General features: G+C 57.4%; 18 protein-coding genes. 10 read left to right on the top strand and 8 right to left on the bottom strand.

The window, feature by feature from the left end:
- Positions 1-21: 21 nt before the first annotated feature.
- Positions 22-600, bottom strand: coding sequence for an NADPH-dependent FMN reductase (ssuE, locus tag ACP39K_RS12750; RefSeq protein WP_033640802.1), 579 nt, complete (start codon positions 598-600; stop codon positions 22-24).
- Positions 601-858: 258 nt separating this feature from the next.
- Between ssuE and pyrD the strand changes: the two genes are divergently transcribed.
- Together pyrD and ACP39K_RS12740 are read left to right on the top strand one after the other, a co-directional pair.
- On the top strand, positions 859-1869 hold the full coding sequence (pyrD, locus tag ACP39K_RS12745) for a quinone-dependent dihydroorotate dehydrogenase (RefSeq protein WP_019454516.1): 1011 nt from the start codon (positions 859-861) through the stop codon (positions 1867-1869).
- A 176-nt stretch (positions 1870-2045) separates the two neighbouring features.
- On the top strand, positions 2046-2594 hold the full coding sequence (locus tag ACP39K_RS12740; RefSeq protein WP_004928171.1) for a cell division protein ZapC: 549 nt from the start codon (positions 2046-2048) through the stop codon (positions 2592-2594).
- A 6-nt stretch (positions 2595-2600) separates the two neighbouring features.
- Here the strand turns inward: ACP39K_RS12740 and ACP39K_RS12735 are convergent, their stop codons facing one another.
- Complete coding sequence (locus tag ACP39K_RS12735) at positions 2601-3704, bottom strand: YcbX family protein (protein WP_016928298.1); 1104 nt, start codon at positions 3702-3704, stop codon at positions 2601-2603.
- Between the two features lie 103 nt (positions 3705-3807).
- Between ACP39K_RS12735 and rlmKL the strand changes: the two genes are divergently transcribed.
- The 6 genes from rlmKL (at position 3808) to rmf (ending at position 11865) form a co-directional block, all read left to right on the top strand.
- Positions 3808-5934: a bifunctional 23S rRNA (guanine(2069)-N(7))-methyltransferase RlmK/23S rRNA (guanine(2445)-N(2))-methyltransferase RlmL gene (rlmKL, locus tag ACP39K_RS12730; protein ID WP_497008555.1), complete on the top strand. Its 2127-nt coding sequence runs from the start codon at positions 3808-3810 to the stop codon at positions 5932-5934.
- A 5-nt stretch (positions 5935-5939) separates the two neighbouring features.
- Positions 5940-7844 carry an ABC transporter ATP-binding protein gene (locus ACP39K_RS12725; RefSeq protein WP_089184429.1) on the top strand — a complete coding sequence of 635 codons (1905 nt, stop codon included), beginning with the start codon at positions 5940-5942 and terminating at the stop codon, positions 7842-7844.
- 76 nt (positions 7845-7920) lie between these two features.
- Positions 7921-9234 carry a membrane integrity-associated transporter subunit PqiA gene (pqiA, locus tag ACP39K_RS12720; protein ID WP_373978911.1) on the top strand — a complete coding sequence of 438 codons (1314 nt, stop codon included), beginning with the start codon at positions 7921-7923 and terminating at the stop codon, positions 9232-9234.
- Entirely contained in the window at positions 9221-10867 is a 1647-nt protein-coding gene (pqiB, locus tag ACP39K_RS12715) for an intermembrane transport protein PqiB (protein WP_016928295.1), read from the top strand. The genes pqiA and pqiB overlap by 14 nt, the downstream gene beginning before the upstream one ends.
- Positions 10864-11424: a membrane integrity-associated transporter subunit PqiC gene (gene pqiC, locus ACP39K_RS12710; protein WP_016928294.1), complete on the top strand. Its 561-nt coding sequence runs from the start codon at positions 10864-10866 to the stop codon at positions 11422-11424. Before pqiB ends, pqiC begins: the two co-directional genes overlap by 4 nt.
- A gap of 270 nt (positions 11425-11694) precedes the next feature.
- On the top strand, positions 11695-11865 hold the full coding sequence (gene rmf, locus ACP39K_RS12705) for a ribosome modulation factor (RefSeq protein ID WP_004928150.1): 171 nt from the start codon (positions 11695-11697) through the stop codon (positions 11863-11865).
- A 63-nt stretch (positions 11866-11928) separates the two neighbouring features.
- Here the strand turns inward: rmf and fabF are convergent, their stop codons facing one another.
- The 4 genes from fabF to ACP39K_RS12685 form a co-directional block, all read right to left on the bottom strand.
- A complete protein-coding gene (gene fabF / locus ACP39K_RS12700; protein ID WP_497008553.1) occupies positions 11929-13206 on the bottom strand; it encodes a beta-ketoacyl-ACP synthase II in 1278 nt (425 codons plus the stop codon).
- The gene (locus tag ACP39K_RS12695) at positions 13203-13730 is read right to left on the bottom strand and encodes a winged helix-turn-helix transcriptional regulator (RefSeq protein WP_028127999.1); all 528 of its coding nucleotides are present in this window, start codon (positions 13728-13730) and stop codon (positions 13203-13205) included. Before ACP39K_RS12695 ends, fabF begins: the two co-directional genes overlap by 4 nt.
- 316 nt (positions 13731-14046) lie before the next feature.
- A complete protein-coding gene (fabA, locus tag ACP39K_RS12690; RefSeq protein WP_004928144.1) occupies positions 14047-14565 on the bottom strand; it encodes a bifunctional 3-hydroxydecanoyl-ACP dehydratase/trans-2-decenoyl-ACP isomerase in 519 nt (172 codons plus the stop codon).
- Positions 14566-14633: 68 nt separating this feature from the next.
- A complete protein-coding gene (locus ACP39K_RS12685) occupies positions 14634-16382 on the bottom strand; it encodes an AAA family ATPase (protein WP_033640797.1) in 1749 nt (582 codons plus the stop codon).
- 210 nt (positions 16383-16592) lie between these two features.
- Between ACP39K_RS12685 and matP the strand changes: the two genes are divergently transcribed.
- Positions 16593-17051 (top strand): macrodomain Ter protein MatP, encoded by a 459-nt coding sequence (gene matP, locus ACP39K_RS12680; protein ID WP_004928138.1) that lies wholly within the window; start codon positions 16593-16595, stop codon positions 17049-17051.
- A gap of 102 nt (positions 17052-17153) precedes the next feature.
- On the opposite strand, the gene ompA is transcribed toward matP, so the two are convergent.
- Together ompA and sulA are read right to left on the bottom strand one after the other, a co-directional pair.
- Positions 17154-18233 (bottom strand): porin OmpA, encoded by a 1080-nt coding sequence (ompA, locus tag ACP39K_RS12675; RefSeq protein WP_004928134.1) that lies wholly within the window; start codon positions 18231-18233, stop codon positions 17154-17156.
- 356 nt (positions 18234-18589) lie between these two features.
- Entirely contained in the window at positions 18590-19096 is a 507-nt protein-coding gene (sulA, locus tag ACP39K_RS12670; RefSeq protein WP_015377359.1) for an SOS-induced cell division inhibitor SulA, read from the bottom strand.
- 229 nt (positions 19097-19325) lie between these two features.
- On the opposite strand from sulA, the gene ACP39K_RS12665 reads away from it, so the two are divergent.
- A complete protein-coding gene (locus ACP39K_RS12665; RefSeq protein WP_028128001.1) occupies positions 19326-19982 on the top strand; it encodes a TfoX/Sxy family DNA transformation protein in 657 nt (218 codons plus the stop codon).
- Positions 19983-19986 lie beyond the last annotated feature (4 nt).

Below are 19986 nucleotides of genomic sequence, written 5' to 3'. Positions count from 1 at the left end.
GGCTCTCCTTTTCCAGGCGTTTCAGGCGGTTTGACGCGCCGCCAGTGGCGAGGCGACGCGCAGCGCAGGCGGTTTACGGCGGCCAAGCGCCAGATAGAAACTGGCCAGTGCCTCTTCCAGCCGGGCGGCCACGGCGTCGGTGAGCGTGGCGCCTTCGTCGGTCAACTGGATCTGGCTGTCGTCGGCGAACACGCCGTGCAGCACCTCTTGCGCTTTCAGCGCCGCCAGCACCGGTTTCAACGCATAGTCCACCGCCAGCATGTGGCCGACAGACCCCCCGGTCGCCAGCGGCAACACCACCTTATGATCCAGAGCGCGTTCCGGCAGCAGATCCAGCAGGGTTTTCAGCGCGCCGGAGAACGACGCTTTATAAACCGGCGTGGAAATCAGCAGGCCGTCGGCCTGCGCCAGCTGCTCGGCAAACGCCTTGATCGCCGGACTGTTGAAGTTGGCGTACAGCAGATCTTCGGCGTCAAAGTCGTGCAGGGTATAGGCCGTCACTTCCACCCCTTGCTGCCGCAGCCAGTTCTGACTCAGCGAGAGCAGCGCGGCGGAACGTGATGGGATGCGTGGGCTACCGGCCAGTGATATAACGCGCATTGCCACTCCTTATAACTAAAAGTTAGGTTTAATTAGAAAATCAATGGGAAGTGTTTTAAACCTACCAGTAACCGGGCGCGTTTTTTAAATCTCATTTTTTGATTTGGATATGCGCAAAAGCGGATTGGCAGCGATTTGGCGGCGAAGAGGGAAAACGATTGCGTAAAAACGGCTTTTTTTGCCTTTAATCAATTCCAATTAGGCGGGGGATACCGGATAATACGCCCCCGGTTTGCAACCGGGAAATCAGGAGAGTCCATGTACTACCCCCTCATCAGGAAAGCGTTGTTCCAGCTCGATCCGGAGCGCGCGCACGAAGTGACCTTTCGTCAGCTCAGCCGTATTACCGGCACCCCATTAGCGTTTCTTGTCCGTCAGTCCGTGCCGACCAAACCGGTCAGCTGCATGGGGCTGTCGTTTAAAAACCCGCTGGGGTTGGCCGCCGGTCTGGATAAAAACGGCGAATGCATCGATGCGTTCGGCGCGATGGGCTTCGGCCATGTGGAAGTTGGCACCGTGACGCCGCGTCCGCAACCGGGCAACGACAAGCCGCGCTTGTTCCGCGTGGTTGAGGCGGAAGGCCTGATTAACCGCATGGGGTTCAATAACCATGGCGTGGACAATCTGGTTGAAAACGTTAAGAAATCCCATTTCGGCGGCATTCTTGGGATCAATATCGGCAAGAATAAAGACACGCCGGTCGAGCAGGGCAAAGACGATTATTTGATCTGCATGGATAAAGTTTATCCGTATGCCGGATATATCGCGATTAACATCTCTTCACCGAATACGCCGGGGTTACGATCCTTACAGTATGGCGAAGCGCTGGACGATCTTTTGGCTGCGATTAAAAATAAGCAGCAGGAATTACATGCGCGTCATCACAAATATGTGCCGGTGGCGGTAAAGATCGCGCCGGATCTTTCAGAAGAAGAATTGATCCAAATTGCCGATAGCCTGGTGCGGCATAATATCGATGGCGTGATCGCCACCAATACCACGTTGGATCGAAAATTGATCCAGGGGTTGAATTATTGCGAACAAGCGGGCGGGTTAAGCGGGCGTCCGTTGCAATCACGCAGCACCGAAGTGATCCGTCGTCTCTCCACCGAACTGCAGGGGCGCCTGCCGATTATCGGCGTAGGCGGCATCGATTCGCTGACGGCGGCGCGCGAAAAAATGGAGGCCGGCGCGAGCCTGCTGCAAATTTATTCCGGATTTATCTATCACGGCCCGCGTTTGATTAAAGATATCGTTACCCATATCTAATATTTTTCCTCTCATTTTATTCCGGGGGTTTATTTCTGCCCCCGGCTCGTCTATATTTTGTTCGTTAGCATAAATATCGTTCGCGGAATTATCCGATGTTTAAGCTATTTTATCGGTGATAAAATCGCCTTTTAGGGTGAGTGCGGCGTTGGCATAGGCAGCGAGAAGGATACGAAATGAAGATAAAACCTGACGATAATTGGCGTTGGTATTTTGATGCCGAACACGATCGGCTAATGCTGGATTTAGCTAATGGTATGATCTTTCGTTCACGTTTCCCGGCCAAAATGTTAACGCCGGACGCCTTTGATGAATGCGCTTTTTGCGTGGATGACGCCGCCCTTTATTTCACCTATGAAGAACAGTGCAAGCAGGTCAAGCTGAGCCATGAACAGCGCGCCGAGCTGGTGTTGAATGCGCTGGTCGCCTATCGCTTCCTGAAACCGCTGATGCCAAAGAGCTGGCATTTCTCGCAGCAGCATTACCCGCTGCAGCCGAAAAACGGGGAGCTGGCGGCGGTGAAAGTGATGGAGAGCGGCGCGGAAGCGCGCTTGCTGGTGGTGGAGGCCGGGGATAACGCCAGCCTGTGCCTGCTGGCGCAAAATCAGCTGACGGTCGCCGGCCGTACCATGGTATTGGGCGACGCCATCAAGGTGATGCACGATCGGCTGAAACCCTGCGCGCAGGATGAAAGCGCCGCCCCGGCTTACGACAGGGCGGTATAAGGCGGATTACGCCAACGTCAAATCACTTTTCGGGATGCAGCTGCAGCACAGGATGGTGCCGTTGTCGCCCAGCGCGCTTTTCTTCAGGGGCGCGACTTCACCGCTCAACAACGTAATGCGGCAGCTGCCGCAAATCCCGGCGCGGCAGGAGTAAGGTACGCGGATGCCTTGCTGTTCCAACTGCTCGAGCAGGATCTGCTGGTTATTGCCGGTAAACACCTTGCCTTCATATTCGATCGTGACGCTGTGCGCGCTGTCTTGTGGCGCCTGCACGCTCTCCACCACTTTCCCGGCGCCATAAGGGCGCGGCGGCTTGGTCGACAGCACTTCCACCGTATCGCCCACGCGAATGATGCCGCTGTTGCGCGCGATCATATTCTGGCCAAAATCGATGTCGCCGTTGTCGGCGGAGCGGAATTTTTGCAGCGTGCTGAGCGGTTCGCCGCTCGGGTGCTTGCGGCCACGCTCGGTGCTGACGGTGGTAAGCACGCAGCGGCTGCAGGGTTTCACCAGATCGAACATGACGTCGCCGACGCGGATCACCTGCCAGCCGTCTTCAGCCCAGGCGGTAGCGCCGCTCACCACCAGATTGGGGCGGAACTGTTCCAGCTTGATGCTGCCGGGGCAACGCTGCTGCAGATCGTTGAACGAAGCCTGGTTAATCAGCAGATAAGGGTAGCCGTCGGCAAACGTCAGCGGGATTTCAGGGTGCTTCTTGACCCGGCGGGTCAGCTCCGGCCCCAGCCAGCGCAGCTGCACGTCGCGCTGGAAATAGCCGCTCAGCCAACGGTTGATCTCATCTGGCGCAGTCAGCGCGGTGAAATGGTTGCCCCATACCTCGGTCGGCTGCGGCGCGGCGGCGAAGTCGCTGAAGCGAATGGCGGCGCTTTCGCCGTCCGGCGCGGTCAGGAACAGCCCGTCCGGCAGCAGCGCCGGCGTGAACAGCACCATCTGCGGATATTGGCGCGCGGTAATAAAGGTGCCGTCCGGCTCGGTGATCATAAAGTTGCGGTCGAAGGCCAGACCGCTGCTGCCGACCTGGGCGTAAGAAAGCTGCAGGCCGCGCAGTGATTTAACCGGATGGACGTAGAGTTTGGAAAGCGTGATCACCCTTATCTCCGTGCGATGATTAAATAGAAGGGAGCAACTTTATGACAAGCGGTGCGGATTAGCTATAATGCGCAACAATTTTCTTTTTGGTGATAAGTACGATATGAACTCTCTGTTTGCCAGCACGGCGCGTGGATTGGAAGAACTGTTAAAAAGCGAGCTGGAAGCGCTTGGCGCTCACGACTGCAAAGTGGTGCAGGGCGGGGTACATTTTCAGGGTGACGATCGTCTTCTGTACCAAAGCTTGCTGTGGAGCCGCCTGGCTTCGCGCATTCTGTTGCCGCTGAACGAATTCCGCGTGCACAGCGATCTGGATCTGTACCTCGGGGTGCAGGCGATCGACTGGCCGAGCATTTTTGGCGTGGATAAAACCTTTGCCGTGCATTTTAGCGGCGTGAACGAAGAGATCCGCAACAGCCAATATGGCGCGCTGAAGGTGAAAGACGCCATCGTCGACAGCTTCACCCGCAAACTCGACCAACGCCCGACGGTCGCCAAACAGCAGCCGGACATTCGCGTTAACGTCTTCCTGCAGCGCGATATGGCCAGCGTGGCGCTCGATCTGAGCGGCGAAGGTCTGCATCAGCGCGGCTACCGCGATCTCACCGGCCAGGCGCCGCTGAAGGAAAACCTGGCGGCCGCCATCGTGCTGCGTTCCGGCTGGCAGCCGGGCACGCCGATGCTTGATCCGATGTGCGGCTCCGGCACGCTGTTGATCGAAGCGGCGATGATCGCTGCCGATCGCGCGCCAGGCCTGCACCGTCAACACTGGGGCTTCAGCGCCTGGAATGGCCACAACGCCGAACTGTGGCGTGAAGTCACCACCGAAGCGCAGGTGCGTGCGCGCCGTGGCCTGCAGGAAACCGCCTCTCGCTTCTTCGGTTCCGATATCGATCGCCGGGTGATTGAAATGGCGCGCGGCAACGCCCGCCGCGCCGGCGTCGCCGAGCTGATCACCTTCAACGTCGGCGACGTTGCGCGCTTGACCAACCCGCTGCCGGAAGGCCCGCACGGCACGGTGATCAGCAACCCGCCGTACGGCGAACGCCTGGAAAGCGAACCGGCGCTGATCGCGCTGCACAACATGCTGGGCCGCGTGATGAAAAGCGCCTTCGGCGCTTGGCAACTGTCGCTGTTCAGCGCCTCGCCGGAGCTGTTGAGCTGCCTGCAGCTGCGCGCCGAGCGCCAGTTCAAGGCGAAGAACGGCCCGCTGGAGTGCGTGCAGAAAAATTATCAGCTGGCGGCAAGCCCGGCCGGTAGCGCCACCGGCGGCGTGCAGGTGGCGGAAGATTTCGCCAACCGTCTGCGCAAGAATTTGAAGAAGCTCGACAAGTGGGCGAAACAGCAGGGCATTGAATGCTACCGCCTGTACGATGCCGATCTGCCAGAATACAACGTTGCGGTGGATCGCTACGGCAGCAAGGTGGTGGTGCAGGAATATGCGCCGCCGAAAACCGTCGATGCGCAGAAAGCACGTCAGCGTCTGTTCGATGTGATCAACGCGACGCTGGCGGTGCTGGAGCTGCCGTCGAATCAGCTGATCCTGAAAACCCGCGAGCGGCAGAAGGGCAAAAACCAGTACGAGAAGCTGGCGCAGAAGGGCGAGTTCCTGCTGGTGGAAGAGTATAACGCCAAACTGTGGGTCAACCTGACCGACTATCTCGATACCGGTCTGTTCCTCGATCACCGCATCGCGCGCCGTATGCTGGGCGAGATGAGCGGCGGCAAGGATTTCCTCAACCTGTTCGCCTACACCGGCACCGCCAGCGTGCACGCCGGGCTGGGCGGCGCGCGCAGCACCACCACGGTGGACATGTCGCGTACTTACCTGGAATGGGCGGAGAAGAACCTGCGCGCCAACGGCCTGACCGGCCGTCAGCATCGGCTGATCCAGGCCGATTGCCTGTCTTGGCTGAGCAATGCCAATGAACAGTTCGACGTGATCTTCATCGATCCGCCGACGTTCTCCAACTCCAAGCGGATGGAGAACACCTTTGACGTGCAGCGCGATCACCTGGCGCTGATGAAAGATTTGAAACGGTTGCTGCGCCGCAACGGGACCATCATGTTCTCGAACAACAAGCGCGGTTTCCAAATGGATATGGCAGGGCTGAGTGCGCTGGGTCTGGAGGCGAAAGAGATCACCGCCAAGACGCTGTCGCAGGATTTTGCCCGTAACCGTCAGATCCACAACTGCTGGCTGGTGACTCACGCCGGCGAAGGAAAATAATTACTATGTCGTTAATCAGCATGTCCGGCGCCTGGCTCTCTTTCAGCGATGCGCCATTGTTAGACAACACCGAAATTCATATCGAAGACAACGAGCGCGTGTGTCTGGTCGGGCGCAACGGCGCCGGCAAATCCACGCTGCTGAAGATCCTCGGCAAAGAGATCCCGCTGGACGACGGCCGGGTGATCTACGAACAGGATCTGATCGTGGCGCGTCTGCAACAGGATCCGCCGCGCAATATCGGCGGCAGCGTGTTCGACTTTGTGGCGGAAGGCGTCGCGGAGCAGGCGGAACACCTGAAGGCGTATCATGCGATTTCCCACCTGGTGGAGAGCGATCCGAGCGAGAAAAATCTGGCGCGCATGGCGCAAATCATGGAGATCCTCGATCACCAGGGGCTGTGGCAGCTCGACAGCCGCATCAGCGAAGTGCTGCTGCAGCTGGGGCTGAACGGCGACGCAGAACTTTCCTCGCTGTCCGGCGGCTGGCTGCGTAAAGCGGCGCTGGGCCGCGCGCTGGTGAGCTCGCCGCGCGTGCTGCTGCTCGACGAACCGACCAACCACCTGGATATCGAAACTATCGACTGGCTGGAAGGTTTCCTGAAAGAGTTCGACGGCAGCATCGTCTTCATCTCGCACGACCGTTCGTTTATCCGCAACATGGCGACGCGCATCGTCGATCTGGATCGCGGCAAGCTGGTTTCCTGGCCGGGCAACTACGATCTGTATCTGCAGAGCAAAGAAGAAGCGCTGAGGGTGGAAGAGCTGCAAAACGCCGAGTTCGACCGCAAACTGGCGCAGGAAGAGGTCTGGATCCGTCAGGGCATCAAGGCGCGCCGCACCCGCAATGAGGGCCGCGTGCGCGCGCTGAAGGCGCTGCGCGTCGAGCGCTCGCAGCGCCGCGAAGTGATGGGCACCGCCAAGATGCAAGTGGAAGAGGCGACCCGCTCCGGCAAAATCGTATTCGAGCTGGAAGACGTCAATTATCAGGTTGGCGAAAAAGTGCTGGTGCGCGGTTTCTCCGCCCAGGTGCAGCGCGGCGACAAGATTGCGCTGGTGGGGCCGAACGGCTGCGGCAAAACCACGCTGCTGAAACTGATGCTCGGTCAGCTGAAAGCCGACAGCGGCCGTGTGCACTGCGGCACCAAGCTGGAAGTGGCCTATTTCGACCAGCACCGCGCCGATCTCGATCCGGAACGCACGGTGATGGACAATCTGGCGGAAGGCAAGCAGGAAGTGATGGTCAACGGCCGTCCTCGCCACGTATTGGGCTATCTGCAGGACTTCCTGTTCCACCCGAAACGCGCGATGACGCCGGTGAAGGCGCTGTCGGGCGGTGAGCGTAACCGCCTGCTGTTGGCTAAGCTGTTTCTTAAACCGAGCAATCTGCTGATCCTCGATGAACCAACCAACGATCTCGACGTCGAAACGCTGGAGTTGCTGGAAGAGCTGATCGACGGCTATCAGGGTACCGTACTGCTGGTCAGCCACGATCGTCAGTTCGTCGACAACTCGGTGACCGAGTGCTGGATCTTCGAAGGCAACGGCGTGATCAATGCCTTCGTTGGCGGTTACTACGATGCGCATCACCAGCGCGCGACGGCGAAACCGATTCGTCAGGCGGCGCCGAGCGCGAGCAAACCGGCGGCGGAGAAAAAGGCCGAACAGCCGAAGAAAACGGCGGCCAAGCTGAGTTACAACCTGCTGCGTGAGCTGGAACAGTTGCCGCAGCGGCTCGAACAGCTGGAAGCGGAAATCGAAGCGCTGCAGGCGCAGATGAGCGACGCGGATTTCTTCACGCGGCCGCATAGCGAAACGCAAGAAGTGCTGACGGCGTTGGCTAACGCCGAGCAGGCGCTCGAGCAGGCCTTCGCCCGTTGGGAAGAGCTGGAAGCGATGAAAAACGGCTGACCGTTGCGATGCCGCCCGCGCGCTGCTGCGGGCGGCATCGACGTGCCGGTGAGCAACGTTATTTAGGAGGAATATGGTGTGTTCCCACAACAATCATCAGCAGCATAGTCATTCCGCACCCTCGGCGGCGCAACAGGATAACCTGATGCTGTGTCCGCAGTGCGACATGCTGGTGGCGCTGCCGCCGCTGGCCTATGGCAGCAAAGCGGTATGCCCGCGCTGCAAAACCACGCTCAGCGCCCGCTGGGACGAGCCGCGCAAGCGGCCGATCGGTTACGCGCTCAGCGCCTTGTTCATGCTGGTGCTGGCCAACATTTTCCCGTTTATCAACATGCGCGTCGCCGGCCTCGGCAACGAAATCCGGCTGATCCAAATCCCGGAAGTCATGGTGGCGGAAGACTACGCCAGCATGGCCACCTTGTTTATGGTGTTCGTGCAGCTGATCCCGGCGTTTTGCATGGTGGCGATCATCCTGCTGTGCGCCAGAGTGCATTTGCCGCTGGGCCTCAAAGAATGGATGGCCCGGGTGCTGTTCCAGTTCAAGACCTGGTGCATGGTGGAGATTTTCCTCGCCGGGGTGCTGGTCAGCTTCGTCAAGCTGATGGCCTACGGCGATATCGGCATCGGCAGCAGCTTCGTGCCTTACTGCCTGTTCTGCCTGCTGCAGGTGCGCGCCTTCCAGTGCGTGGATCGGCGCTGGTTGTGGCAGGATATCGAACCGGCGCCGCGACTTAATCGCCCGCTGACGGTGGGGCGCACCGGCATGCGCCAGGGCGTGCGCTCTTGCGCGTGCTGCACGGCGATCTTGCCGGCCGATCAGGTGCGCTGTCCGCGCTGCCACACCAAGGGCTACGTGCGGCGTCGTCACAGCCTGCAGTGGACGCTGGCGCTGCTGGTGACCTCTGTCATGCTGTATATTCCGGCCAACCTGATGCCGATCATGGTGACCGAGGCGTTGGGCAACAAGATGAACTCCACCATCATGGCGGGGGTGATCCTGCTGTGGGGGGACGGCTCTTATCCGGTGGCGATGGTGATTTTCATCGCCAGTATCATGGTGCCGTCGCTGAAAATGTTGGCGATCGGCTGGCTGTGCTGGGATGCGAACGGCAGGAAGAAACCGCGCGCCGACAGCGAGCGTATGCATCTGATTTATGAAGTGGTCGAATTCGTTGGCCGTTGGTCAATGATCGACGTGTTTGTGATAGCCGTGTTGTCGGCGCTGGTGCGAATGGGGCAGTTGATGAGCATTTATCCCGCGACGGGCGCCGTGCTGTTCGCGCTGGTGGTGATCCTCACCATGTTCGCCGCCATGACATTTGATCCCCGGCTGACCTGGGATCGCGCAAGTGAAACAATCAACAAGGAGCCGCAAGGTGACGGAAAATAATCATAGCGTCGCGGACGTCGAGAAGATCAAACGCTGGTCGCCGGTGTGGATCATTCCCATCGTGACCGCGCTGATCGGCGCCTGGATCCTGTTTTACCACTTCAGCCATCAGGGGCCGGTGGTGACGCTGGTGACCTCGACGGCGGAAGGGCTGGAAGCGGGTAAAACCAAAATCAAAAGCCGCAGCGTTGACGTCGGCGTGGTGGAAACCGTCACGTTGAGCGATGACCTGAGCAAGGTGATGGTGCAGGCTCGCCTCAATTCCGGCATGGAAAAATTGCTGCGCCAGGATTCCGCTTTCTGGGTGGTGAAGCCGCAGATCGGCCGTGAAGGCGTCTCCGGGCTGGGCACGTTGCTCTCCGGCGCCTATATCGAACTGCAGCCGGGCAACAAAGGCAAAGACGGCAAAGACAACTATCAGTTGCTCGATGCGCCGCCGCTGGCCTCCCCGGATGCCAAAGGGTTGCGCATCGTGCTGGACAGCGAGAAGTCAGGCCAGCTCAACGCCGGCGATCCGGTGCTGTTCCGCGGTTATCGCGTCGGGTCGGTGGAAACCAGCTACTTCGATCCTAAAGAACGCGCTATGCGCTATCAGCTGTTCATCACCGCGCCTTACGATCAGTTGGTCACCACCAACGTGCGTTTCTGGAAAGACAGCGGCGTGGCGTTTGACATGTCGGCGCAGGGCATGCGGGTGGAGATGGGCTCGTTGACCACGCTGTTCAGCGGCGGGGTCAGTTTTGACGTGCCGGACGGCTGGGATCGTGGCGAACAGGCGAAAGAGAAGGCGGAGTACCAGCTGTTCGACAACCAGCGCAGCACGCAGGATTCACTGTATACCGTGCATAAGGATTACCTGCTGTTCTTCTCCGACTCGGTACGCGGCCTGCAGCCGGGCGCGCCGGTCGAGTTCCGCGGCATCCGTCTGGGTACGGTGGCGCAGGTGCCGTTCTATAAAGACGGCATGGCGCAGCGTCTGGATAACGATTACCGCATTCCGGTGCTGATCCGCATCGAGCCGGATCGCTTCCAGAAACAGCTGGGCGGCAACTTCGATATTGAAGGGCACCTGAAAGATGCGGAGTCTCGCGGCATGCGCGCCTCGATGAAGTCCGCCAACCTGCTGACCGGTTCGCTGTACATCGATCTTGACTTCTATCCGCAGGAAAAACCGTGGAAAGGGCCGCGCGAGCTGTTCGGTTATCCGCTGATGCCGACCACCAGCGGCGGTCTGGCGCAGATCCAGCAGAAACTGATGCAGACGTTGGATAAGATTAATTCGATGCCGATCAATCCGATGATCAACGAAGCGACCAAGACGCTGGCAGAAAGTCAGAAAACCATGAAGTCGACGCAGCAGACCATGAAGTCGCTGAACGACATCATCGCCAGCAAAGAGATGCAGGCGCTGCCGCAGGACATGCAGAAAACGCTGCTGGAGCTGAACCGCAGCATGAAAGGGCTCCAGCCTGGTTCACCGGCTTACAACAAGATGGTGGGCGACATGCAGCGCCTCGATCAGGTATTGCGTGAGCTGCAACCGGTGCTGCGCACCCTGAATGAGAAGAGCAACGCGCTGGTGTTTGAAGCCGCCGGCAGCACTGACCCTCAGCCGAAGAAGGCCACGAAATGATGAAATGGATCCCGGTAGCCCTGGCGCTGTTACTCAGCGCCTGCAGCAGTTCGCCACAGAAGACTTACTATCAGTTGCCGGCGCTGGGTGCGCCTGCTGCAGCCAGCAGCAGCGGCGCTTCCACGCGCCAGCTGTGGCTGGAACACGTGAGCGTGGCGGATTATCTGGCGCAGAACGGCGTGGTGTATCAGACCAACGACGTACAGTATGTGATAGCCCAGAACAACCTGTGGGCCAGCCCGCTCGACCAGCAGTTGCAGCAAACGCTGGTCACCAACCTGAGCAGCGCGCTGCCGGGCTGGGTGGTCTCTTCGCAGCCGATGAGCAGCGATCAGGATGTACTGAACGTGACCATCAGCGGCTTCCACGGCCGTTTTGACGGCAAGGCGATCATTCGCGGCGAGTGGGTGCTGAATCGCCAGGGGCGCTTGATCAAACGGCCTTTCAGCCTGGAATTGAAACAGGGTGAAGACGGCTATGATGCCCTGGTGCGCACCCTGGCGCAGGGATGGCAGCAGGAAGCTCAGGCTATCGCAGCACAGATGGGCGGCATTTAGTCATAATTTGGTCTAAAATCGTCTAATCCCTGTCGGCGTGAAAATCCGTTTTTTCTCGCTGGCAGGGATTTATATTTTATTTCAAACAGTTAAACCCTTTCTCGGCAGATCAGCCACTTAGCATTTTCCTCGGGCGTAGCTCACAAATATGACATTGGCGTGAATTTTGCGCATTGATCTTCTCTTCTTTTAGCGCTATTGATTACTCGTGGCTGCGCAAAAAGCAGCCATTGTTTTCTTTCCACCAGACCAAAATGAGGGAAACGAGGCATGAAGAGACAGAAACGCGATCGTCTGGAAAGGGCGCATTCGAGAGGGTATCAGGCAGGTATTTTAGGGCGTTCCAGGGAACATTGTCCCTACCAATCATCGGTGGACGCCCGGTCTCAATGGCTGGGAGGTTGGCGAGAAGCCATGGAAGACAGGGCTGTGACCGCTTAAGCGGCTCCCTGTCAAATAAAAGGAATAACCTCCGCCCTTGGCGGAGGTTTTTGTTTGTGCCGTTTATTCGTCCTGCCAGCGTTTCAGTAGAATACTCGCATTCACGCCGCCAAAGCCGAAGCCGTTCGATAAGGCGTAGGTTATGCTCATCGATTCAGCCCGTTTCGCGACCAGGTGCAAACCTGCTGCCGCCGGATCGGGATTGTCCAGATTCAGCGTCGCCGGGGCGATCTGGTCGCGCAGAGCCAAGGCGGTAAAGATGGTTTCCAGCCCGCCGGCGGCGCCGAGTAGGTGCCCGGTGGCGGATTTTGTCGAGGTTACCGCGACGCTCCCTGTCGTGCCAAACAGGTGTTTGATGGCATTGATTTCACCCAGATCGCCCACGGGCGTTGAGGTCGCGTGCGCGTTTAAATGCTGAACCTCTTCTGGGGCGACGTTCGCCTGCTTCAACGCGGTTTTCATCGCCCGATAAGCACCGTTGCCGTCTTCGGCACCGGAGGTCATGTGGTAGGCGTCGGCGCTGGTGCCATAACCGACGATTTCCGCGAGCGGTGTGGCGCCGCGCGCCCGCGCGTGTTCCAGCGTTTCAATCACCAGCATGCCGGCGCCTTCCCCCATGACAAATCCGTCTCGCGCGCTGTCAAAAGGCCGAGAAGCCTGCCTTGCCAACTCGGCCGGTGCGGTGGACATAGCGCGCGCGGCGGCGAATCCGCCCAGGCTGACGGTGTCGATAGCGGCTTCGGTACCGCCGCACAGCGCGATATCGGCCTCATCATTGCGGATCAGACGCACGGCGTCGCCAATGGCTTGCACGCCGGCCGCACAGGCGGTGACCGGTGCGCCAATCGGGCCTTTGAAGTGATGCTTGATGGAAACATGGCCGGCCGCCAGATTGACCAGGAAAGAGGGGATGGTGAAGGGCGACAGGCGCTTGGCGCCGCGGTTGTCGGTGGTGCGTACCGCCTGGGCAATCGCCGGAAAGCCGCCAATGCCCGAGGCGATGACGGTGGCGGTGCGCTCTTGTTTTTCCTCCGTATCGGCTATCCAGCCGGCCTGACGAACGGCTTCATCCGCCGCCGCCATGGCAAACAGGATAAAGCGATCCATTTTCTTTTGGTCTTTGGGGGCGACGGAAGCGTCGGGATTGAAGCCCGCTTCAGCATCCTGCGCCAGCGCCGGAACCTGACCTCCGACCTTGATCGGTAAATCTGCAACGATCTCGTCAGGTAAAGCCCGAATGCCGGACTCTCCTTTTAACAAACGTTGCCAGATGGTCTCCACGTCGCACCCTAACGGTGAAACGGCACCCATGCCGGTAATAACGATACGACGATTGCTCATGACGACTCCTTGGTAAGTTCGGATAAATCGGCGAGGCGCCGTTGCCGCATCAGTGCGGCGCGTTGATGTATGCCTTCATTTGCCGCAGGCCCTGGCGCCAGCGTAATAAACTGCGGCGGCACCGGTTGTTGGCTATCGATATTGACCAACTGGACCTGGATCGGCCGATCGGTGCGGCTGTCGACTAACAAGGCGCTAATGTCACCGTCGATCAAATGGCGATTGCCCCATTCTGAGAGAGCTGCCAGCACGGGGAGAAAATCGTTGCCGCGTTCGGTGAGCAGATACTGATAGCGGACCGGCCGCGTTTGATAACGTTGCTTATGCAGAATGCCGTGTGCCACCAAATCCTTCAGGCGTCGGGCCAGGAGAGTCGGTGACATCCCCAGGCTTTGTTGGAATTCGTCGAATTTGGACAACCCCTGAAAGGCATCACGCAGGATCAGGATGCTCCACCATTCTCCGACACGATCTAATGAACGTGCGACGGGGCAAGGTGCATCGCTAAAGCGGGTTTTTTGCATATCGGCCCTTTATCGGTACATTTATTGTAGTTACGTGGATGGTTATACTAGGTGATTTTAAGGGGCAAGAAAATAACCGGACGCAAAAACCGCTATCGTGTCGATAGCTGGCTGTGGGGAGGGGGCGCTCAAGCGGCCTGTGGCTTTGACCGTTTCGGTAGAGACATGCGGGATAAACCGGTTCGGTAGCGGGCGATTAAAGGAGGTGGGTAGTCTTTAAACGGTAAGAGAAAGAAATGCCATCACGCTGGGCGTGATGGCATGCATGCGAAGAGCATTAGCAAAGAAGACGATGGCCGCCCTCTTGTCTGCGTGATTAGAACGCTGTGGTATCCTTGAACAGACCCACTTTCAGATCGGTGGCGGTATAGATCACTTCACCGTCAACCAGCACTTCGCCATCGGCGACGCCCATGATCAGCTTACGGGTGATGACGCGTTTGAAGTTAATACGGTAGGTCACTTTTTTCGCGGTTGGCAGCACCTGGCCGGTAAACTTGACTTCACCAACGCCCAGCGCGCGGCCTTTGCCTTCGCCACCCAGCCAACCGAGGTAGAAACCGACCAACTGCCACATCGCATCCAGGCCCAGACAGCCTGGCATGACCGGATCGCCGATAAAGTGGCAACCGAAGAACCATAGGTCCGGATTAATATCCAGCTCCGCTTCCACATAACCTTTGTTGTGAGTCCCGCCGTCTTCGGTCATCTTGACCACGCGGTCCATCATCAACATGTTACCTGCCGGCAACGGTGGGCCACCGGCGCCGAACAGCTCGCCACGGCCGGATGCTTCGAGGTCTTCTTTCGTATAGGAATCGCGTTTATCTACCATGTTCTCAGTAAGCCTTATTTTAATGAAGGACGCAGGTTAGCTAACACGTGTACGCTGAACAAGTCCGATCAGCCGTGGTTGAACCAGTTGAGCCAGCGCAGCGGCCACGGACGACGGCGTTCCTGCAGGCTCACCTGCGCAATCCGTTCCTGAATGGCCGCCAACAAATTCGGCTGTTGTTCGTCAGAGTAGAGGCAACCTGTGAGCAAAGGCAAGGCTTCCGCCGCGCTCTCTACCGCCCACAGATGGAATTGCCCTTCGCGTACCGCGTCGACGATATCCTGGCGCAGGCACAGGTGGCGCACGTTGGTCGCGGGCAATACGACGCCCTGTTTGCCCGTCAGACCGCGGCGTACACAAACCTCGAAGAAACCTTCGATCTTTTCGTTAACGCCACCTATCGGCTGTACGTTGCCGAATTGGTCGACAGAGCCGGTGACGGCGATCTGCTGGGTGATCGGTTGCTGTGACAGGGCGCTGATCAATGCGCACAGCTCAGCCAGCGAGGCGCTGTCACCGTCCACTTCACCATAAGATTGCTCAAAGACGATGGAAGCGGAGAAGGGCAGTTGCTGATCAAGATCCAGTTCGGCGATCAGGAACGCCTGCATGATCATCATGCCTTTAGCATGCAGGTTGCCGCCCAGTTCAGCTTTGCGCTCGACGTCGGTGAACTCGCCGTCGCCGAGATGCACAACGCAACTGATGCGCGACGGTTCGCCAAAGCTGCGTGGATGACCGGGATAATCCAGGACTGACAGACCGTTGATCTGTCCGACCACTTCACCCTCGGTCTCAATCAGGATCTGACCCAACTCAATCTCATCCTGCATACGCTCGGCCAGATAGCTTTCACGCCATTCTCGGGCATTTAACGCCGCCTCGAACGCTTTGGCCGTAATGCGATCTTCTTCGGCATACAGTGCGGCTTCGGATAGCTGCTGGCCAATCCAAACCGGCGAGAGTGGCAGTATGCCCTGATCGCCACTGTAACGCACAGCCTGGACGATCAGCGGCGGCCAGGCGTCGGTCGCCAGCATCGGCAACTGCTGGTCGGCAATCACGCCGTTGACGTAACCGCACCACTGCGCCATATCATCAACTTCAGTCAGCTGTAGATCGTCTTCGAATTCACCGTAGATCGCTTGTTCGCTCAGTTCCGGCTCGATATCGTGAAAATCGGCCAGGCCGTGACGGTCGCCGACTACAATCAGCCGCAGATCCAGCGGCATCGGTGGAATGGCTACCGGCAGCGGGCGGGTTTCGTCTGGCGATACCCAGTGGAACTGACGCTGGCCGATCATCTGTTTCAGCCGCAGCCACAGCAACGGCTGAGCAAGCAGCGCCCGCGCCGACAGAATCAGAATGCCGCCGTTGGCCTGGTGCACCAGACCCGGTTGCAGGGTAATGTCGCCATTGTGGATCCGTACGCAGCCAAACAGCTGTTCCGGCTCAATCCACTCCTGGAACAGACAAGCGCCGCCGGCGGCAAAAGGTTCATCGCCACGGCTGGCAGGCTCGACGCTGACCTTGCCATCCTGAATGACATAGTGGCTGCCGCGGCATGCCGTATTTTTCGGCAGCAGTGGTTTGACGGCGTGAGCGATCAGTTCCAGATACTCACGCGTTTCTTGCGCTTTCAACAGCATGAAACGCGGTGGCGATTGGGGGTGGCAAAATAGCGTCAGGGCATTTTCCAGCCGAGGCTGAATGGCGGAAAAGGGCACGGGTGCCAACTGAGCGGCGGTATCAAATATCGCCTGATAAGGCGTTACGTCCGGCAATAAAGATTGCCATTCAAGTCGGTTATTGGTCAAAGTGTTAGATGCAATCGTTAAAAAGGGAAAGGGCGATTATACAAGAATAACGGCGGCTTGATACATGCGGAGTGCCAGTTGGCATCAGGGAGTTTGACATCGCGCGGTGACTGTGCAAAAAACAGTCTAAAAGACGGTTTAATTGCCGGGGAAATTCGGCGCAAAGCTGTTATGCTTATTTGAAGTTACGCGGTCACTGAAGAGCTCAAGATGAAATATCAGCAACTGGAAAATCTGGAGAGCGGTTGGAAATGGAAGTACCTGGTGAAGAAGCACCGGGAAGGGGAACTCATTACCCGCTACATTGAAAACAGCGCTGCTCAGGAGGCGGTTAACGAGCTGCTGAAGCTGGAAAATGAGCCGGTCAAGGTACTTGCATGGATTGCCGCTCATATGAATCCGGAACTGGATAACCGGATGAAACAAACGATCCGCGCCCGCCGCAAACGTCATTTTAACGCAGAACATCAGCATACGCGTAAAAAATCTATCGATCTGGAGTTTTTGGTTTGGCAACGATTGGCTGCCCTGGCGCGCCGCCGTGGCGTTACGCTGTCGGAAACCGTCGTGCAGCTTATCGAAGACGCTGAACGCAAAGAAAAGTATGCGAACCAGATGTCGTCGTTGAAAGAAGACTTGAAGGCGATTCTGGGCAAAGATCCCAAGTAAGCGCGTGAGAACGCCTCTATGGCGCCAGGCATTGAATGTTCTGGCAACAAGAGGACGAAAAAAAACCCCGCATTGGCGGGGTTTTTTATTAGGCGAGTAAACTTAGCCCTGAGGCTGAGTTACAACGTCTTTGATACCTTTAACTTCGATCTCTACGCGACGATCTGGTGCCAGGCAAGCGATCTGAGCTTTGGTAGCGCGGCCAGATTTGTAGCCACAGGTGTTGCCTGTAACTGCATCTGCTTCACCCATACCACGTGCAGAGATTTTGTCTGACGGGATGCCTTTGGAGACCAGGTAGTCAACAACGCTCTGTGCGCGTTGTTCAGACAGTTTCTGGTTGTACTGGTCAGAACCAACGGCGTCGGTGTAACCCAGAACAACTACGGAGCCGTCTTTAGGATCCATGGAGCTCAGCTGGGTGTACAGCTGATCCAGAGCCTGCTGGCCTTCTGCTTTCAGAGTAGATTTGTTGAAGTTGAACAGCACGTCAGACTTCAGAGTGAAACGCTTGGTTTCAACAACTGGAGCTGGAGCCGGAGCTGGTGCTGGAGCAACTACGTCATCCTGACCGAAGCGGTAAGAAACGCCCAGGCTCAGCATGGTGTTGTCTGGACGTGCGCCAACGGTACCTGCGTCACCGATGTTGCTTACGAACTGGTAATCCAGACGGGTAGCCCAGTTTTTGGTCAGTGCGTATTCAACACCAACAGCAGCCAGCGGAGAAACGCCGGTGTCGTGGTCGCTCAGACGCTGACCAGTACGGCCGTAGTTAGCTTTGGAGTCTGCACGCCATACCATACCACCCAGACGAGTGTAGATGTCCAGATCGTCAGCAATTGGGTAGCTCAGTTTAGCGGCCAGTTGAACGCCCTGCGCTTTGAAAGCACCGTTGTTCACGCTGCCTTTGTAAGGCATGCGGCCGAGCCAGTCATAGCCCAGCTCGAAGCCCAGGTATTGGTTTGCCTGGTAGCCCAGGAACGCGCCGGCACCCAGCTGATCTTTATGGGTTGGGCCGTTGCCGATACCGTTCTGGTAACCGTTGCCGTAGAAGCCAACGTCATGGTACTGGGACCAGCCCAGTTTAGCACCGGTGTACCAGGTGTTATCTTTTGGAGCGGCTTGCGCTACGGTAGCGAAACCTGCCAGTGCCACTGCTAATGCGATAGCTGTCTTTTTCATTTTGCGCCTCGTTATCATCCAAATAGGCAATGAGCTTTAAAGCTGTTTAAGCCCTTGGTTAAATTCCTTCGCCAAGGTTTAAGCCCTCGTTTGTTACTCGCCAGTTTTTCTGACGTTATAGAGCAACCTTGGCGATGTAAAGTCTACAACGTGGCGCGAAAGTTACAAGTGTGATGTGATAAGGCTCTAAAAAAAAACGCGGAATCGTACATATTTGCTAACATTCTCAGCCTAAAAAAACGGCGATTCATCGCGCGTTTTTGCCTGCCAAACCGCAGCCGGACTAGCTTTTTGCCTTCCCCCGCAAAGGTTCCGCTTAGGGGGTGCGAAAATGATGGGAAAAATCCTAAATTTACTTAATGATACAAAGAAGAGTGAATTTTTAGGGTGGAACAGTGTCCGTGAGTCGGGCTAATGTCACGTTGAGGGCGCATGATAAACCCATAGGCATTACCCAATTCTGCCGCACGTCTTAATTTTAGACGATCCTCCTCCGTTAGCTCGGGCAACCAGCCGAGAACCACGCTGTAATTTCCCGTTTGCAGCGCTTTTTCCATCGCCTCAACCGTATTCACCGGGCTGATTTGGCTCAATTGCACCATTTTATCGACAGGCAGGCCGGATTGCTGCAGCCATTGCTTGCTTAATTTTTGCTGCGGCGTCAGCCACAGAAGCCAGCGAGACTGCTTGCCCAATTGCAGCAGCAGGGGCAACAGTAATTGAGCCACTGCGGGCTGGCGCTCGTTGTAAACAAGTTCACTGATCAAGCCATTCTCTTTGCCGATATCCGTGTTCTTCGCAACATTGCGCGTTGTATAAGAGCCATGGCCGAAATGAGGTTGGTAGAGTGATTGAGTACGCATAAAGTTCCCGCCCGTCGTGTTACTGTATGTTTATACAGTATCCCTGATTTAGGATAAGATCAACCCAAATTTTCGTAGCGGCTCGCATAATTGCGATCATTTTTTGTACCGACGATTTTTGTGATTGGCAGGCGGGCGGATAGTGCGTATTTTTCTAATTAGTTGTTCACGTTACTTTTTTCATTGATGAGAGAAATAATACGGCCAGAACCTAAAAAGGAGGAACGCTATGAAAAGGATGTCGACGAGAAGAATCGCGCAGGCTAAAAATTGCTTTGCGGCGCTGGGCGCCATCACCACACGATCACAGTTTGGCGGCTATGGGCTGCTGGCTGAAGGGGTAATGTTTGCGGTGGTAGCGGAAGGTGAATTGTACTTGCGGGCTACGGCGAGCATGGAACCGGCCTTTCGCGCCCGGGGCATGGTCAATATGGTCTATTCCAAGCGCGGTGTGCCCATCACCTTGCGCTATTACTGGGTTGACGAGTCGCTGTGGCGGGAACGCAACGAGCTGGTAGGGCTGGCCTGGCAGGCTATCAGGGAAGCGCGCCGAGAACAGCGGCTCAAGGCCGGCGATCACGGCAGATTGAAGGCGTTGCCGAATATAGATGTCAACATGGAGCGCTTGCTATGGCGAGCGGGTATTCGCAATGCCTATGACCTGCGGCTGCATGGCGCTAAACGTAGCTATCTTCGCCTGCTGCAACAGCAGACCAATCTGGGTCTGCGCGTGCTGCTGTCGCTGGGCGGCGCGATAGCCGGTTATCATCAGGCGGCGTTGCCTACCGAATTGCGCAACGAACTGGTGCGCTGGTTCGATCATACGATGGCTATGCGTCGCCATGGCCATGAGCCAGTAGTTCAGGGCCCATCAAGCGGGCCCTGAATAA

The organism is Serratia sp. EC4 (genome assembly GCF_059652115.1).
This window is presented reverse-complemented; position numbering and strand designations above follow the sequence as displayed.

Coding starts and splice junctions, on each gene's coding strand:
- ssuE (WP_033640802.1), bottom strand. CDS start 600: ATGCGCGTTATATCACTGGCCGGTAGCCCACGCATCCCATCACGTTCC.
- pyrD (WP_019454516.1), top strand. CDS start 859: ATGTACTACCCCCTCATCAGGAAAGCGTTGTTCCAGCTCGATCCGGAG.
- ACP39K_RS12740 (WP_004928171.1), top strand. CDS start 2,046: ATGAAGATAAAACCTGACGATAATTGGCGTTGGTATTTTGATGCCGAA.
- rlmKL (WP_497008555.1), top strand. CDS start 3,808: ATGAACTCTCTGTTTGCCAGCACGGCGCGTGGATTGGAAGAACTGTTA.
- ACP39K_RS12725 (WP_089184429.1), top strand. CDS start 5,940: ATGTCGTTAATCAGCATGTCCGGCGCCTGGCTCTCTTTCAGCGATGCG.
- pqiC (WP_016928294.1), top strand. CDS start 10,864: ATGATGAAATGGATCCCGGTAGCCCTGGCGCTGTTACTCAGCGCCTGC.
- rmf (WP_004928150.1), top strand. CDS start 11,695: ATGAAGAGACAGAAACGCGATCGTCTGGAAAGGGCGCATTCGAGAGGG.
- fabF (WP_497008553.1), bottom strand. CDS start 13,206: ATGAGCAATCGTCGTATCGTTATTACCGGCATGGGTGCCGTTTCACCG.
- ACP39K_RS12695 (WP_028127999.1), bottom strand. CDS start 13,730: ATGCAAAAAACCCGCTTTAGCGATGCACCTTGCCCCGTCGCACGTTCA.
- fabA (WP_004928144.1), bottom strand. CDS start 14,565: ATGGTAGATAAACGCGATTCCTATACGAAAGAAGACCTCGAAGCATCC.
- matP (WP_004928138.1), top strand. CDS start 16,593: ATGAAATATCAGCAACTGGAAAATCTGGAGAGCGGTTGGAAATGGAAG.
- ompA (WP_004928134.1), bottom strand. CDS start 18,233: ATGAAAAAGACAGCTATCGCATTAGCAGTGGCACTGGCAGGTTTCGCT.
- sulA (WP_015377359.1), bottom strand. CDS start 19,096: ATGCGTACTCAATCACTCTACCAACCTCATTTCGGCCATGGCTCTTAT.
- ACP39K_RS12665 (WP_028128001.1), top strand. CDS start 19,326: ATGAAAAGGATGTCGACGAGAAGAATCGCGCAGGCTAAAAATTGCTTT.